Source organism: Vibrio rotiferianus CAIM 577 = LMG 21460 (assembly GCF_002741985.1).
GTDB lineage: Bacteria > Pseudomonadota > Gammaproteobacteria > Enterobacterales > Vibrionaceae > Vibrio > Vibrio rotiferianus.
The window spans coordinates 188102-203783 of record NZ_APHW01000104.1 but is presented as its reverse complement, the minus strand read 5'-3'; the positions used below and the strand labels follow the sequence as shown (position 1 = coordinate 203783).

Annotated in this window: 12 protein-coding genes; 7 read left to right on the top strand and 5 right to left on the bottom strand. The window is 44.7% G+C overall.

Going from position 1 to position 15682, the window contains the following annotated elements; translation table 11 throughout:
- Positions 1 to 4: 4 nt before the first annotated feature.
- The 5 genes from B853_RS20605 (at position 5) to B853_RS20585 (ending at position 8301) form a co-directional block, all read left to right on the top strand.
- Complete coding sequence (locus B853_RS20605; RefSeq protein WP_038884407.1) at positions 5 to 1147, top strand: EAL domain-containing response regulator; 1143 nt, start codon at positions 5 to 7, stop codon at positions 1145 to 1147.
- 56 nt (positions 1148 to 1203) lie between these two features.
- A complete protein-coding gene (locus B853_RS20600; RefSeq protein ID WP_038884406.1) occupies positions 1204 to 2856 on the top strand; it encodes a response regulator in 1653 nt (550 codons plus the stop codon).
- 415 nt (positions 2857 to 3271) lie between these two features.
- The gene (locus tag B853_RS20595) at positions 3272 to 5992 is read left to right on the top strand and encodes an EAL domain-containing protein (RefSeq protein WP_038884404.1); all 2721 of its coding nucleotides are present in this window, start codon (positions 3272 to 3274) and stop codon (positions 5990 to 5992) included.
- A gap of 140 nt (positions 5993 to 6132) precedes the next feature.
- Positions 6133 to 7503: an NfeD family protein gene (locus B853_RS20590; protein ID WP_038884402.1), complete on the top strand. Its 1371-nt coding sequence runs from the start codon at positions 6133 to 6135 to the stop codon at positions 7501 to 7503.
- A 9-nt stretch (positions 7504 to 7512) separates the two neighbouring features.
- Positions 7513 to 8301 carry a slipin family protein gene (locus B853_RS20585; RefSeq protein WP_038884400.1) on the top strand — a complete coding sequence of 263 codons (789 nt, stop codon included), beginning with the start codon at positions 7513 to 7515 and terminating at the stop codon, positions 8299 to 8301.
- Between the two features lie 64 nt (positions 8302 to 8365).
- On the opposite strand, the gene B853_RS20580 is transcribed toward B853_RS20585, so the two are convergent.
- Positions 8366 to 8770, bottom strand: a complete 405-nt coding sequence (locus B853_RS20580) for a globin family protein (RefSeq protein WP_010451363.1) — start codon at positions 8768 to 8770, stop codon at positions 8366 to 8368.
- Between the two features lie 282 nt (positions 8771 to 9052).
- Here B853_RS20580 and B853_RS20575 point away from each other — a divergent pair, with 282 nt between their 5' ends.
- A complete protein-coding gene (locus B853_RS20575) occupies positions 9053 to 9709 on the top strand; it encodes an NAD(P)H-dependent oxidoreductase (RefSeq protein WP_038884398.1) in 657 nt (218 codons plus the stop codon).
- A 262-nt stretch (positions 9710 to 9971) separates the two neighbouring features.
- Positions 9972 to 10826, top strand: a complete 855-nt coding sequence (locus B853_RS20570; protein ID WP_038884396.1) for a DUF3859 domain-containing protein — start codon at positions 9972 to 9974, stop codon at positions 10824 to 10826.
- A 95-nt stretch (positions 10827 to 10921) separates the two neighbouring features.
- On the opposite strand, the gene choV is transcribed toward B853_RS20570, so the two are convergent.
- The 4 genes from choV to betA form a co-directional block, all read right to left on the bottom strand.
- Entirely contained in the window at positions 10922 to 12106 is a 1185-nt protein-coding gene (gene choV, locus B853_RS20565) for a choline ABC transporter ATP-binding protein (protein WP_038884394.1), read from the bottom strand.
- A 1-nt stretch (position 12107) separates the two neighbouring features.
- Entirely contained in the window at positions 12108 to 12950 is an 843-nt protein-coding gene (gene choW, locus B853_RS20560) for a choline ABC transporter permease subunit (RefSeq protein ID WP_005425967.1), read from the bottom strand.
- A gap of 62 nt (positions 12951 to 13012) precedes the next feature.
- Positions 13013 to 13951: a choline ABC transporter substrate-binding protein gene (locus B853_RS20555; RefSeq protein WP_038884392.1), complete on the bottom strand. Its 939-nt coding sequence runs from the start codon at positions 13949 to 13951 to the stop codon at positions 13013 to 13015.
- 29 nt (positions 13952 to 13980) lie between these two features.
- Positions 13981 to 15681 (bottom strand): choline dehydrogenase, encoded by a 1701-nt coding sequence (gene betA / locus B853_RS20550; protein ID WP_038884391.1) that lies wholly within the window; start codon positions 15679 to 15681, stop codon positions 13981 to 13983.
- Position 15682: the final 1 nt, after the last annotated feature.

Sequence of the window (15682 nt, the reverse complement as noted above, 5' to 3'; positions counted from 1 at the left end):
TTAAATGAATATATTGATTGTTGAAGACGACATTCTACAAGCGACAAACCTGAAGATTTTACTGAGCCGTTACACTAGCGCCAACATTCAGCTGCTGCATTCCGGCAAAGAGGTCGCTCCATTGTGTGCCAAGCAACAAATCGACCTAATGTTTTGTGATTTAAACTTACCGGGTTTAAATGGCATTGACTTACTATCGTCACTATCTGAAGCTCAGCGCCCTACCGGCGTGGTGATTCTTAGCGCGGCAAACAAAGATGTCGTCGATATTACTTATAGTATGTGCGTGTCCGCCGGCTATTGCTTTGTTCGCTCCCTAGTTAAGCCCATCGCTTTAGGTACCTTAGAAGACATATTGTCTGACTTTAAGGCTATCGCTTCCCCATCAGATTCGGGTAAGCAAATGGTCTCGCTCTCCGTTGAGGATATTAATCAAGGCTTTGACCAAGGCTGGTTTCGTAATTACTACCAGCCCCAATACCAAGTATCTAACAACAAGATCATTGGTGTTGAAGCGCTGATTCGTTGTGAACATCCTACACATGGTGTGTTGGGACCAAATGCGTTTCTTAGCGCAATGACCAAACACAACATGTTGGACAAATTGTTTTGGGTCTCATTAGAAACCGCACTAAACGATCTATCTCGTTTCGATAACCAATTGCTGCTTTCAATAAACATGAATCAAAAGACGCTGCAAACACCAATGAGCGAACAACTCCTGGAGTTCTGTGAGCGTTCTCTATTTGCGGTGGAACGGCTAACTCTCGAATTAACCGAAGATGAGGTATATAACTCATGCGTTATTTCATTGGCCAATTTAGCCAATTTACGACTGAGAGGAGTTGGGTTAGCGATTGACGATTTCGGGACGGGCTATTCATCTTTGAGCCAATTGGCGACGTTACCATTCACTGAACTAAAAATTGATCAGAAGTTTATTGGTAATGCGGTTCAAAATTACAAAAGCCGCCAGCTAATTGCAGCCTGTGTGCAACTTGCTACGTCACTCGGATTACGCTCCGTTGCAGAGGGCGTTGAAGACCATGCAACTTTGACTTACTTAAACGAAATTGGGGTAGACCTTTTTCAAGGTTACATTGCATCAAAGCCCCTACCTATTTCTCAACTGATTGAATTGCTCTAACGCGCAAGCTTGGAGCGTTTCTATCCACTGCTGTTGTTTTGTTGATATTAAATTTCATGAGTAACAAATCATTTTCTGAACTCAATGTTTTAATCGTAGATGATGCCCCTGTCGTTGTGCTGACTTTACGAAACATGCTGACTAAACTCGGATTTTCAGACAAACGCATTCTTAGTGCTAGGCTTGCCAAAGGGGCGATAACCATCGCTCAACGTGAAACACTAGACGTTGTTATCTGCGACTATAACTTTGGTAAAGGCATGAATGGCAAACAACTGTTCGAAGAGTTGAAGCACCTTAAGCTGATTCGATCAGAAACCTTGTTCATTCTTGTCACAGGGGAAAACTCAGCATCCATCGTGCGCGCTATCATTGAGTTAAAACCGGATGAATATCTACTAAAACCATTTAACTCCGTGACTTTAAAAGAACGGATATCTTCCGCGATTCGCCGTAAGGAAGCCCTTAATGATATCTATAAAGCGGAGCTAGAAAATAACTGGAATGCAGGCTTACTTGCCTGCGATGAATTGTCTCCTTTCCATCCCGAATATTACTTTATCGTGGAGAAGTTTCGCGCAGACTTCTTAACAAAGCTTAAATTGCATGAAGAAGCAAAAGTGGTTTATCAGAAAGTCATCGAACGCAAAGAGGTTAACTGGGCAAAAGTAGGCTTAGCTAACTCTTTAATGATGCTGGGGGAAACGGATGAAGCACAACACATCGTACAAGAGCTACTTAAAAGCTCACCGAATAACGTTCAGATACGTGAATGTGCAGCAGCTTATGGGATTGTTAAACGAGAGATTCCCGAGGCCATTAAACACTTAGCACTCGCAAACAAATTAGTGGAAGGTAACTCGGAACGAGAACTGGTTATCGTGAACTTGTGTCTTTCAGAAGGATTGTACAAGTTGGCGCTTGATCATTATTACAACTATTTAGAGATCAACAAAGATACCTATCGTAATAATGCTTACAGTAAGATGAATCTCATCCGAATTTTACTGTATTGCCACAGAAAACTCAGTGGCCGTGAGGATTTGTTACGCCAGGCAAAAGCACATTTTAAAGCTCTAGTAACCAGTGCTGAAGGGTTCCAATTTCAGGATGAGCTCGACCTCATTGCTGCGCATATTGCCGCTGAAGATGGCAACTATATGAAGGCCTTCAAAGTACTGAGCGATCTCTATCGTCGAAACCCATTTCGTCATTTCTACGCCCAATACCATCTCGCTTGGTTATTACATGAAATGAACTTTGAGACTGAGTTTGCGACCGCAATTACTTGGTGCTTTGATAACCTGCAGACTGACTCGAGCGATACCATACTATCGAGCAAAATTACCCTAGGACAAACACTAGAAGCTGAGAATCGTGCACGTCAGGCTTGGATGCAGGAGCAATACACAAAAATAAGGGCGCATGAGGAAGATTATCCAGCACTATTGGATGCATTAATCGAGCTTCAACTTCGATGCCCAATGCTGCGTACCGTTTGCATAAACATTATCAAAATCCTAACTCGGGCATGGCCTTCAGACAAAACGGCTTTGGAAGTTCAAGCTCTTATTCAACGCTGCGATACCATTATCCAACAGTTGGTAAGTGCCGAAGAGCTAGAAAAAACCAACTATCTTAAGTTTTACAATAGAGCACTAGAAATCAGCATTCAGGCTGAATTGAATGAAAAAAAGAAGCAATATTGATCATAGCGGAGCCAACGGAACTGGCTCCATAGAAGAAACTTACCTTCCTATCAAACGATCAATCCACGTAATATGGCCGTATTGAATTAGGTCAAACACGGTAAAGAAAATCGCACAAATTACGGCAAGCTTTAAAAGCCTTTGAACTACAAGCATCACATTTCCTACAAATTTTCGATGACGAATTAATCGCATTCGAATTATATCGTCTATAAACCAACAGTTTCAGTTAACCCCTTGTCGCTGTAGGGGTTTTAAAACATACCTTTAAATTGTACCTTAAATAGCAAACGATCAATTACTTACAAATGTATCAAAGTGAAATTTAAGGTAAGACCACTGTAGCTTGACATCACGTTATTGATATAGAAGATGTCGTACAATTTCACCAAATAAATACAACAAGTAATCCTCTATGCCGAACTTTCGCTTGCTAACATTGAACCTAAGATACAAAACTGCGCTGTATTTTTCGCTCGGTTTGCTAGGCATGATCATTAGCTTTCTTTTCATCAGTCGCTATTTTTTTCTGTATAGCCTTGATGAGCTGGAAAGAACAGAAATTACCCATGCTAATCAACAGGCTCATGCAGTCATTGACATGATGGTTAATCAGCAAGAAGAGAGCTCCTATGACTGGGCGCATTGGGATGAGACCTATTACTTACTCAAAGATGGTGACATTGACGCTTACCGGGACAGAAACCTCTACATAGAGTCTATCGACACACTTGCACTCGACTTGATGGTGTTTGTCACGCTTGAAGGCAAAATTCTTGACTCTTTGACTCGCGAACAAGATAAACAGCAATCGTATGAATTTGTAAAGCAAGTCATCTCTTTACCTGAAGTCAAAGACCATATATCAAACGCGAACAATACCCTTGATATCCACCGTGATAGCATGGCAGGGCTATTTAAAATCAACCAGCATGTATGGTCGATTAGCTTAACCCCGGTAAGGAACAGTGAAGGAGATCAAAACTCTCCAGGCTGGCTTGTCTGGGGGCGAGATTTAAATCTTCGCTTTCCGGGTAACTTTAGCTCGATTCTTACTGCAAACAACCAATTGGTTGAACTTAACGCAACTGCAAAGAGTGAGAGCTTAGCTGGTAAAGTTAATAAAAACGGCAACAACATCACACTCTGGTCAGTGCTGACTAATGTATCAAATCAACCTATCGCACTGCTTAAAACAGACTCCCAGCGTGCACATTACGAAAAAGGAAATACGCTATTCCTTTATTTATTCGCTACTGTTGGCGTTGTTGCAACTGCGATAGCCTCGAGTACCTATTGGGTGTTTAAGAATCGCGTCGCAATACGCTTTAACCATTTTTCTCAAGGTATAAGACAACTCGCGTCGCAATATCACCTTGAAGATCTCCGTTCCGTCACATCTGACGAACTCGAAGTCGCAACCAAGCTCGTTGAAAAACTCTCTGAAAACACCTCAATCACAAAGACTCAGCTTAAAGATTCCATGCAAAAGTTGGGCGCGCTTTATCGCAGTTCATCGCTGGGAATGCTGATCGTGATTGAGCGTAATATTGTCGACATCAATCAACAAGCTTTGGACATGTTGAAGTACCAAAGAGATGATATCATTGACCGTCCTTTAGACTCGTTATGCGCCTCAGATACAGAAGAGTGCCATGTGGATATGATGTTCAAGATGGTAAACGACGGTACAACCATGTTTGAAGCTCAAATGTTGGACAGTAAACAGCAAGTGATTGATTGCTCCTTAGAAGCAACACTTGTACAACACAACGGCTGTAACGCTCTGATGTTACTGATTCATGATTTGAGAGAGAAGAAGCAGCAGGCACAACTAATCCAGGAATTGACAGATTACGACCCGATATCAGGCTTTTGTAACAGAGTCATTATCTTGGGCGCACTTAACGACTTAATTCGTCAATCTCCGAATCGCTTCTCTTTTGTTTATATTAGCTGCGAGAATATACAGCAAATTTCACAACTATATGGACACCGCGTCTTCGACGAAGCAATTAAATACATCTCCGCATCGATGAAAACAGTCCTCGGTGAATACCAAATTGGACGAATTAGTGAAAGTGAATTTATCGTCTTGGTGCCTGACTGCAGCCATAGCGACAATCAACAAGTCGTGGATGCAACGAATAAACTGCTTGATCGTTTGTCTCACAAAGTCGAGCTTTCTGGATTATTACTTAACCTAGAAAGCAAAGCCGTGATTATCGATCCCGCTATCACTCACGAGCCATCAGAACATCTTTTGCAAATCGCACGCTACTCTGCCTCGTCATTACCTGGAAATCAGATGAGCGAAGTTGTGGTTGTTGCTGAGGAACTTTCTTCCCAAGCTCAGACCGCAATGATCATTAACAGGGATCTTGAGCTCGCGATCAAAAATCGTGAGATTATTCCTTACTACCAACCGATTCTTAACACCCAGTCAGGGGAAGTTATTGGTTTTGAGGCCCTAGCTCGCTGGATTCATCCTGTTCTTGGTGTTATCTCTCCTGCGGTGTTTATTCCAATAGCGGAGCAAGGAAAACTGATTGTTGAGTTAGGTGAATCAATTTTAGAGCAAGCATGTGAATTCCTGAATCAGCTAAATAAAACGAGAAAACAGCAAGGGCTTAATGCTCTCAATATGCATGTAAATCTAAGCACGCAGCATTTTTACCATGCCAATTTAACCTCACATCTAAAACAAGCCTTAGATAATAACTGCGTTGAAGCAGGCCAGCTTGTCATCGAAATTACGGAAAGTATGTTGATGGGAGTGGAAGCTGAAACCATTCATCGTATTAACGAAGTGAAACAACTCGGCATACAGCTTGCCTTAGACGACTTTGGTACGGGCTATGCCTCATTTAGCAGTTTATGTAGTTTCCCTCTCGATATCGTGAAGCTGGATAAATCATATATTGATCAAATTGAAACAAATGACAGAGCAAAAACCTTAGTCAGAAATATCGCAAGCATGGCTCAAGAATTGGGGCTAACCATCGTCGCAGAGGGCGTAGAGACAGCGAGCCAAGTACGGAAGCTTAAGGTTTGGAGTATCGATGAGCTCCAAGGTTTTTACTTCTACAAACCGATGCCAAAGCAAGACATCTTGGATCAGTTTTCATCACTTTAACCCCATCTAAAATGCCGAAGCGCTACTAGCAAAAACTAGTGGCGCTTTTTTGTACATATTCATTTACAGCTTATTACTAACAATTTCCGAGGATTAGCCCTGCTATAGCTATACTTTAGTTATTGCACAAGGAGGGCTCTATGAGACATTTATATGCTTGGCTTGCCCTATTTTTTACACTCGTCACAAGTAACGTTAATGCCGCGAGTGAAATCTGGGTAGTTCCGGTCAAAGGCGCTATTGGCCCCGCAATCAGTGATTACCTAGTCCGTGAGATCGAGCTTTCAAATGCAGAAGGTGCTGATCTAGTCATCTTGAAAATGGACACCCCAGGGGGCCTAGATAGCTCGATGAGAGATATCATCAGAGCAATCACTACCTCCACCGTTCCCGTGGCGACTTGGGTTGGGCCTTCTGGTTCTCGCGCAGCTAGTGCTGGTACCTATATTCTTCTGGCAAGTCATATTGCCGCCATGGCTGAAGCGACCAATTTAGGAGCTGCTACGCCTGTCGCCCTTGGCGGTGCACCTCAACAACCTTCTTCAGAAAAAGAAAGCGATGAAAACAAGGAAGAGGCTGCTCCTGAGCAATCGTCCGATAAAGTCACCACAAAAACCACAATGGAAAAGAAAGTCGTCAATGACGCAAAAGCATATATAAAGGGGCTCGCTAAGCTTCACGGTAGGAACGCAGAATGGGCCGAAAAAGCGGTTAGTGAGGCAGCAAGCCTCGATGCACAAGAGGCTCTAGAGCTCGGGGTCATTGATTACATAGCAGCCTCTCCGCAAGAGTTGGTAAAGATAGCTTCGGGCAAAAGCATCAAGTTAAACAGCATGAGCGTGACGTTGTCACTAGAAAATCCCGTATTCATTGAACGCGTCCCTGACTGGCGCGCAGAAATGTTGGCCGTTATCACTAACCCAAATGTGGCTTACATATTGATGCTCATTGGTATTTATGGGCTATTACTTGAGTTCTACAATCCTGGTATCGGTTTACCCGGCGTATTGGGAGGCATTTGCTTACTACTAGCAATGTACGCCCTACAAATGATGCCAGTAAACTATGCGGGCTTGGGGCTTATTTTACTCGGTATCGCGCTGATGATCGCGGAAGCTTTCAGCCCAAGTTTTGGCGTACTCGGGCTGGGAGGCGTTGTTGCATTTGTGCTGGGTTCCGTTTTCTTGATGGACAGCGAGCTACCTGGTTTTCAAATCGCCCTTCCCCTCATATTCGGAATAGCGATTTTCTCCATCGCACTGATCATCATTACCGTAGGTTTATTACTGAGAATACGAAACAGGAAAGCCACAACAGGTTTAGAAGCCTACCCAGGAAAACTAGCCATTGTAAGTGATGACTTTATCGATGGCACAGGTCGAGTGCAGTTAGAAGGCGCGCTCTGGAAAGCCAAAGCAAGTGAACAACTCAAACAAGGTGACCAAGTCACCATAATAAACGTGGAAGGGCTGACCTTAACTGTGAAGCCTAATGACCGCCCTAAAGGATAGGAGGCGATTATGATGCTCTACACTGTTGCCGTTATACTGGTTTTACTGTTTGCACTGGCAACGCAAATGTTCAAAGTGCTGCGCGAATATGAACGTGGCGTTGTCTTCTTCTTAGGACGCTTTCAAGAGGTGAAAGGTCCGGGGTTGATAATCCTTATTCCATTTATTCAACAAATGGTTCGTGTTGACCTACGAACCATTGTATTGGATGTTCCGACCCAAGACTTAATTACCCGTGATAACGTCTCTGTGCGTGTCAATGCAGTGGTTTATTTCCGAGTCGTCGATCCGCAAATGGCCATCAATAACATCGAAAGCTACAGCGATGCGACAAGTCAGTTAGCGCAAACAACACTCCGCTCAGTCCTTGGGCAGCATGAATTGGATGAACTTTTGGCAGAACGCGAACGTCTCAACAAAGATCTCCAATCTATTCTCGACCAACAAACAGATGACTGGGGAATTAAAATCGCAACGGTAGAGGTGAAACATGTTGATCTTAACGACAGCATGGTTCGAGCCTTAGCCCGTCAAGCCGAAGCAGAAAGGAATCGTCGTGCAAAAGTGATTCATTCAATGGGTGAATTAGAAGCTTCTGCCAAGTTAAAAGAAGCCGCAGACATGCTCAACGAAGCGCCGAATGCTTTGCAATTACGCTATATGCAGACCCTAACGGAGATCACCACCGACAAAACCTCCACCATAATATTCCCATTACCGATCAATCTAGTTGAAGCCGTGTCAGATATCGCTAAATCGGTAAAGAAAACACAAGGTGAAGAAGGGAAAAAACAATAATCGAAGATATAAGAAAAAGGAGTAGTAATGACCTACTCCCTCTCTTAACGACTCGCATTTAATGTTAGGCGTCGGCACATTCTTTCTTCATGATCACCAACCCAGTTTCAAAACGATGCCTCCAAGCGTAGTCAACGCTTTCATCAAAGTCAGAGTCACATAGCTTCACGGTTTCAAGTAAGCTCTCAAACCAGATATCGATGTCTTCCGGGGAGACTCCTATATTTCCCTGGCCGTGCTTGTTGCCGTACTTTCGCATCATATCTCTGGCATCTGTCGAAGAGTCCGCCATCATCAAAAAGACCAAGGCCCCTTTGAGCATGCGCTTTTGCTTTTTCATGTCCACACCATCAAACTTGTGTCTGAAGTGCTCGCCTTTCGACCAAAAGTTCTCATAAAACAAATCAAAGAAATCATCGTGAGCAACGCAACGTTCATAGCTGTCGTTAAAAGCTTCGATTACGTTCATTATTCTTCTCCTTGAACCAACTAATTAAAGTATGAACTCAATCTAATAATCCCACAAAATTCTGTGGCACAAATGCTCGCTTTGACAGAATCTTCACGTAGAAAGCGTTACCTTCATTCCGATTCCCCATTTTATTTTCAATAAAAAATAGAAAGTGATTTAAACGAAACACGTATTATCAATTCGATAAAAGTCGATATGATGGATTCACTTTCGAGGTACGCATGGTCGTCGATGATAAGCGCATCCTCATTTGTTGAATAATTTTAAGAGGATATCAACGTGTCTCATCAAATCATTACAGACCTAAACAACCGTTACACAGCTAAAAAATACGACGAAGAGAAACGCATCTCTCAAGAAGATATGGCAATCATCAAAGAAGCCATTCGCCTATCGGCTTCTTCTATCAACTCTCAACCTTGGAAATTTATCGTACTTGAGAGTGACGAAGCGAAACAGCGTTTCCACGACACGTTTGCTAACATGCACCAGTTTAACCAACCGCATGCTAAAGCTGCGTCTCACACTATTCTTCTGGCGTACGATCCAAAATTCACTAAAGAGAAATTCGCGAAGCGCGTTGATGCTGAAGTAACCTCTGGTCACCTACCAGCAGAGATGTACGACACTTTCATGGGTGCTTACGCTTTCGCTGAAGCAAACACGGACGAGAATGGCTACAACGGCGGTTGGACAAAAGCGCAAGTTTACATCGCGCTTGGTAACCTTATGCACACACTAGCGCGCCTAGGTATCGACTCTACTCCAATGGAAGGTGTTGACTCAACATTGATCGGCGAAGAGTTCAAAGCAGAACTCGACGGTCACGTATGTGAAGTTGCGCTAGCAATCGGCTACCACAAAGACGGCGAAGACTACAACCACGGTCTGCCTAAAGCACGTCTTCACATCGATGACGTGATTACTACCCTATAAGTCATGAGTCGAGATGGTATTCTTGAAGAGAGTCGTTAATACGGCTCTCTTCTCGTTTTATGCTCTCACTATTTATCGAAAACTCACCAAATTAACCTTAATTTTATATAAACCTCAAACTTTGAACACTTAGCAGTCAAGCAAATTGTCTTGAGTGTTTCCCCTCTATATACTGCGCGCTCACTTTAAAGCCTCCCAATCTAAAGCATTGTTTGGCAAATAAAAAATCCGATGTAACTCCCACAAAATAAGCAGGATTATAATGATCAGCAGTAAAGCGTCAGTACTTGGCCTAATTTCCCTTTCTATTTTACTTGGTGGCTGTGCTACCACTAAAGAAGAGCAAAACAACCAACAAACCAACATTGAGCAAACATCTGAAAACAAAGTTAAAGTTGGAGCGACAGCTAAGATCAATAAGTCTGGCCTTGCAACGCCTGCTTTTAAAAACAAGCAGCTTGTTGGTTATAACTTCCAAAAAGGCTTCGCGGTTCCTGCAGAAATTGGCAACTTCTTTGGCTTTAGCTACACGGCAACTCAGTCAGTTTCGATGACACCAGATGCAACGGAAGGAAAAGTTTATAAGAGCCTACCGGTTATCGTTGAAGTGACTCACCCTGAGATCAATGGCTCAACTCAAAGCAGCTGGAACGATACGCTTTACTTTGGTCGTGATAACTTTGCAATGTGGCAGTTTGAATCAGAAGCAGAACTTGCAAACGGTAAATGGACAGTGGCAGTTAAGCTGAATGATGAAATCATCGCAGAGAAAAACTTCTTCGTTCAAGTGCCACCAAAAATGCCAGCGAAAGTGACGCAAGTTTGTGATGCTCAAGTAGAACTTTTCCCTAAACCACTACAAGACGCTCATACTGCATGTTGTGAAAACAACGACGCTCAAGCTTGTTACAACTTTGCATGGCGTGGTCTAGAGCGCATTCGTGATAAAGTAGGCGCGCAACTTTACTACGCAAAAAGCTGTGATTTAGGTGATGTTTCTGGCTGTCGTACGGCAGCAAAACTTGCTGACACTAAAGAACAGAAAATGGAGTTCTTCAAAAAAGGTTGTGATTTGGACGACTTCGAAAGCTGTGTTGACGCAAAACTCGAGCTTTAACAACAACAGACATTGAATTGAAAAGAGCCGCACTTGATCAGTGCGGCTCTTTTTTTATTTTAAGAAGGTAACAAACGTTTTAAGATATAAAACAGCTACGCCACTTGCTTGGACTTAAAATTACCAAGCAGCGCATCGTACAACTCGTTATCACTCAATACGCCCACTAACTTGTTCTCTTCCACCAGCAAGATAGGTTGATTGCTGCGCTGCTTCAGTTCAATCGCCTCACGCATGCTGATGTCTGGGTTAGCTTGAACGACCGTGCTTTCACCGATGTCGTCGAGTGTGGTTGAATCGCTTTCCCAATTCACCAATGACTTATCGGAATCCACCAGCGTTAAGCCTTTCGGCTCTTGCTCGACCCAAATCTGCTTATCTGCACACACCAACACACGGTCATTCTGCTGCTTAAGTTCGGTGCTGGCTTGCATCAATGAACGACCTTTCAACACGTTAAGCGGATTAGTGTGAGCCACAAAGTCCGCCACATACTCATTTTCTGGAGCAAGAATGATTTGCTCCGGCTTGCCGTGTTGAATAAGTTTGCCCGACTCCATAATGGCAATGTTGTTACCAATTTTCAGCGCTTCATCTAAGTCATGGCTCACAAACAAAATCGTCTTGTTGAGCTTCTCTTGCAGTTGAATCAATTCATCTTGAAGCTGAGCACGAATCAAAGGATCGAGCGCGGAGAACGGTTCATCCATTAGTAGGATGTCGGTATCCATAGCAAAGGCGCGAGCCAAGCCAACACGCTGCTGCATACCGCCTGAAAGCTCATGTGGGAACTTACTCTCCCACTCGCTTAGCCCAACCATTTCTAATTGTTCACGCGCTTTTTTACGACGTTCCGCTTTGCCAATGCCCTGCATCTCAAGACCAAACGCCACGTTATCCAATACGGTTAACCACGGCATAAGCGCAAACTTTTGGAACACCATCGACACGCGGTGAGTACGCAGGTTACGTAGAGTCTGTTCGTCACAGTTAGCAAGCTCTACCATGTCGTCGCCATCTTTGATTTTGAGTGAGCCGCGAGAAATCTCATTCAAACCATTAACGGCACGAAGCAGGCTGGATTTACCCGAACCGGAAAGCCCCATCAATACACAGATCTCACCTTGTTTGACGCTCATTGATACTTTATCAACACCAACCACTTGTCCGGTTTCATCAATGATCTCTTGGCGAGACTTGCCTTGGTCGAGTAACGCCAATGCTTGCTCTTGCTGCTGACCAAACACAACGTCGAGGTTTTCAATCGTAATTGCATCCATGTTATGCCTCCTTTTGGTTTGGTGCTTTGCATAGGCGATCGAGAATAATCGCGACCAAAACAATCGCTAAACCCGCTTCAAAGCCTTGAGAAATGTTCACGGTGTTCAGTGCTCGTACGACTGGTTTACCCAGACCATCAGCACCGACTAGCGCAGCAATCACCACCATAGAAAGCGACAACATAATGCACTGGGTCACACCCGCCATAATGCTTGGCAGAGCCGCCGGGAGTTCGACTTTGAATAGCAATTTCATGCGGCTTGCACCAAATGCTTTTCCCGCTTCAATCAACTCCTCTGGCACTTTGGTGATGCCAAGGTAAGTCAGACGAATTGGCGCTGCAATGGCAAAGATAATCGTGGAAATCAGCCCCGGAACGATGCCCAAACCAAACAGTACCAATGTTGGGATCAGATACACAAACGTTGGTACGGTCTGCATTAAATCGAGTATCGGGCGCAATAAGGTATACAACCACGGGCGATGCGCCGCCATGATGCCAAGCGGCACGCCAATTAATACGGAAATCGTTGTCGCAGCGAAGACGAGAACAAAGGTTTCCAGCATTTCTTGCCAGTAGCCGAGGTTAAGGATAGTCAGCAACGCCAGCACGATAAACACGACTAAAGGAATGCTGCGGTGTAGGAACCACGCAATCGCTGCGGTCATGATGATTGGTGCTGCCGGTGGCATCCATTTGAAAATATCCACCACGAATAGAATGATGGTTTCGAGAAAAATAGAGATAGCATCAAAGAAACCCGACGCGTTCATGGTTAACCAATCCACGCCTGTTTCCATCCATTCGCCCAACGGAAGTTTGTTGTCCGTAATAAAATTCACAATAAAACCTTTGTGTTAAAAGGCGGGCGTCGCTGCCCACCTTTTCCTAAAGAGAGGAATGATTAAGCGTTTGTTTTTAGGTAAGAAGTAATCGCTTGTTTTGCGTCTTTACCATCCAGCGTCTTCACGCCTTCTAGCCACGCTTCAAATTGTTGTGGGTTAGCATTCAACCATTCTTGTGCCGCTTTCGCTGGCTTTTGTTTTTGGTTTAGAATCGCTTCCATCAACTGGTTTTCCATCTCTAGACTGAACTCTAGATTCTTAAGCAGTTGACCCACGTTTTGACACTCAGATAGGTAGTCTTGACGCACGTTGGTGTAAACATTTGCACCGCCGTAGTTAGGTCCAAAGAAGTCGTCACCGCCAGATAGGTATTCCATCTCAACATTGCTGTTCATTGGGTGTGGTGCCCAACCTAGGTAAACGATCCATTGGTTACGACGCACAGCACGAGACACTTGAGACACCATGCCCGCTTCGCTTGATTCCACTAGGCTGAAGTCTTTCAAGCCGAATGCATCGCTGTCGATCATATCTTGGATAAGGCGATTGCCATCGTTACCCGGCTCGATGCCGTAGATGCGGTCTTTGAATTTGTCGGCATGTTTTGCCAAGTCAGCAAAGCTTTTTACGCCAGCGTCGTACACATACTTTGGCACGGCTAGAGTGTATTTCGCGCCTTCTAGGTTTGCACGAACGGTTTCCACTGTGCCAGCTTCACGGTACTTGGCGATATCGCCTTCCATGGTTGGCATCCAGTTACCTAGGAATACGTCAATGTCGCCGTTTGCCATTGAAGAGTACGTCACAGGTACAGATAAAAGATCGGTCTTGGTTTTGTAACCCAAGCCTTTGAGCAGTTCAGAGGTAACAGCTGTGGTTGCAGTAATGTCTGTCCAGCCTACATCGGCAAATCGAACAGTTTCACATTGGTTAGCGTAAGCACTTGTCGCTACTGCACTCAGCGCGATAGATGAAAAGATTTTTGTCATCGTAGACATGTTTAAATTCCTTGTAATGATTACTGACTTTATGAGATTGAGCTTAAGTCTCTTTTTGGCGGACGCATTCTTTGCGTCTCTTGCCAGTTCGGAGCAATCCAAACCGGTGTGTTATTCGATTGTTCGAGTATGTTCCCTAAGATCACGTCCGCGGCACGCTCTGCAACCATGATGGTTGGTGCGTTTAAGTTGCCATTCGGAATCGTTGGGAAGATGGATGAATCCACCACGCGCAAGCCTTCAATGCCGCGCACTTGGCAAGCTTCATTCAGAACTGCCATTGGGTCATCGTCTGCGCCCATTTTGCAGCTACACGATGGGTGGTAAGCACTTTCCACGTTTTGCTTCACCCATTCATCAATCGCTTCGTCGCTTGTTATGTTAAGACCGGGCTGAATTTCTTCACCGCGGAACGCATCCATTGCTGGTTGATTGAGGATCTCACGCGTTAGACGAATACAGTCTCGCCAGTCCTGCTTGTCTTGTTCCGTCGAGATGTAGTTGAACTCGATTTTTGGTTTGTCATTTGGGTTGGCAGAAACCACTTCGACACTGCCGCGACTCTCTGGTTTGTTTGGACCAACATGCACTTGGAACCCGTGACCGTCAAACGCAGCACGACCGTCATAACGCATCGCTGCTGGTAGGAAGTGATATTGAATGTTTGGCGATTTCAATCCTTCACGAGAACGTATGAACGCACACGATTCAAAGTGGTTGGTTGCGCCCAGACCTTTGCGCGTCAGAATCCACTCCGTACCAATCAAACCTTTGCTGATCAAACCTAACTTGCTGTTGAGCGTGATCGGCTGTTTGCAGTGATACTGGAAGTACACTTCAAGGTGGTCTTGCAAGTTCTTCCCCACACCTTCGAGTGCGTGTTTCACTTCAATGCCTGCTTTCTCAAGTACAGACTTGGGACCAATACCCGAGAGCTGTAGCAGTTGTACCGAGCCGATAGAACCTGCGCTCGACACAACCTCTTTGTTGGCAAAGCACTGTTTGATTTTGCCAGATTGCTCAAACTCAATGCCGACTGCTTTCTTGCCTTCCAGTAAGATACGGTGAGCCGTTACGCCTTTCATTAAGGTGAAATTACTGCGCTTTTTCGCACGGCTTAAGTAAGCGTTAGAGGTAGAAGCGCGCACGCCTTTATCTACCGTCATATGCATAGGACCGAAGCCCTCTTGCTGATAGCCGTTGTAGTCTTGCGTTTCTGGGTAGCCTGCATCTTTACCCGCTTCGATAAACGCTTGGTAAAGTGGATTCAACTTCATATCGTTGCCGTTGCATGTCCCTACCGGACCGCTGTCGCCACGGTATTCGTCTGCGCCGCCTGTCCACGTTTCCGCTTTACGGAAGTACGGCAGACAAGCTTGGTAGTTCCAGCCTTTTGCACCTTCCGCTTCCCATTCGTCAAAATCACAAGCATGACCACGAACATAAACCATGCCGTTGATCGAAGAGCTACCGCCCAGAACTTTGCCGCGTGGACAATGCAGTTGGCGTCCGTCTAATCCATCTTCCGCTACAGTTTCGAACTGCCATGCGTACTTTTCAGTGTTCATCGGGTAAGACAGCGCCGTTGGCATTTGGATGAAGATGCTCTTGTCTGAGCCTCCCGCTTCCAGCAGTAAGACTTGGTGTTGGCCGCTTTCACTCAGACGATCCGCCAAGACACAACCTGCCGAGCCAGCACCGACGATGATGTAATCGTAGTGTTGTTGCATT

Coding starts and splice junctions, on each gene's coding strand:
- B853_RS20605 (WP_038884407.1), top strand. CDS start 5: ATGAATATATTGATTGTTGAAGACGACATTCTACAAGCGACAAACCTG.
- B853_RS20600 (WP_038884406.1), top strand. CDS start 1,204: ATGAGTAACAAATCATTTTCTGAACTCAATGTTTTAATCGTAGATGAT.
- B853_RS20595 (WP_038884404.1), top strand. CDS start 3,272: ATGCCGAACTTTCGCTTGCTAACATTGAACCTAAGATACAAAACTGCG.
- B853_RS20590 (WP_038884402.1), top strand. CDS start 6,133: ATGAGACATTTATATGCTTGGCTTGCCCTATTTTTTACACTCGTCACA.
- B853_RS20585 (WP_038884400.1), top strand. CDS start 7,513: ATGATGCTCTACACTGTTGCCGTTATACTGGTTTTACTGTTTGCACTG.
- B853_RS20580 (WP_010451363.1), bottom strand. CDS start 8,770: ATGAACGTAATCGAAGCTTTTAACGACAGCTATGAACGTTGCGTTGCT.
- B853_RS20570 (WP_038884396.1), top strand. CDS start 9,972: ATGATCAGCAGTAAAGCGTCAGTACTTGGCCTAATTTCCCTTTCTATT.
- choV (WP_038884394.1), bottom strand. CDS start 12,106: ATGGATGCAATTACGATTGAAAACCTCGACGTTGTGTTTGGTCAGCAG.
- B853_RS20555 (WP_038884392.1), bottom strand. CDS start 13,951: ATGTCTACGATGACAAAAATCTTTTCATCTATCGCGCTGAGTGCAGTA.
- betA (WP_038884391.1), bottom strand. CDS start 15,681: ATGCAACAACACTACGATTACATCATCGTCGGTGCTGGCTCGGCAGGT.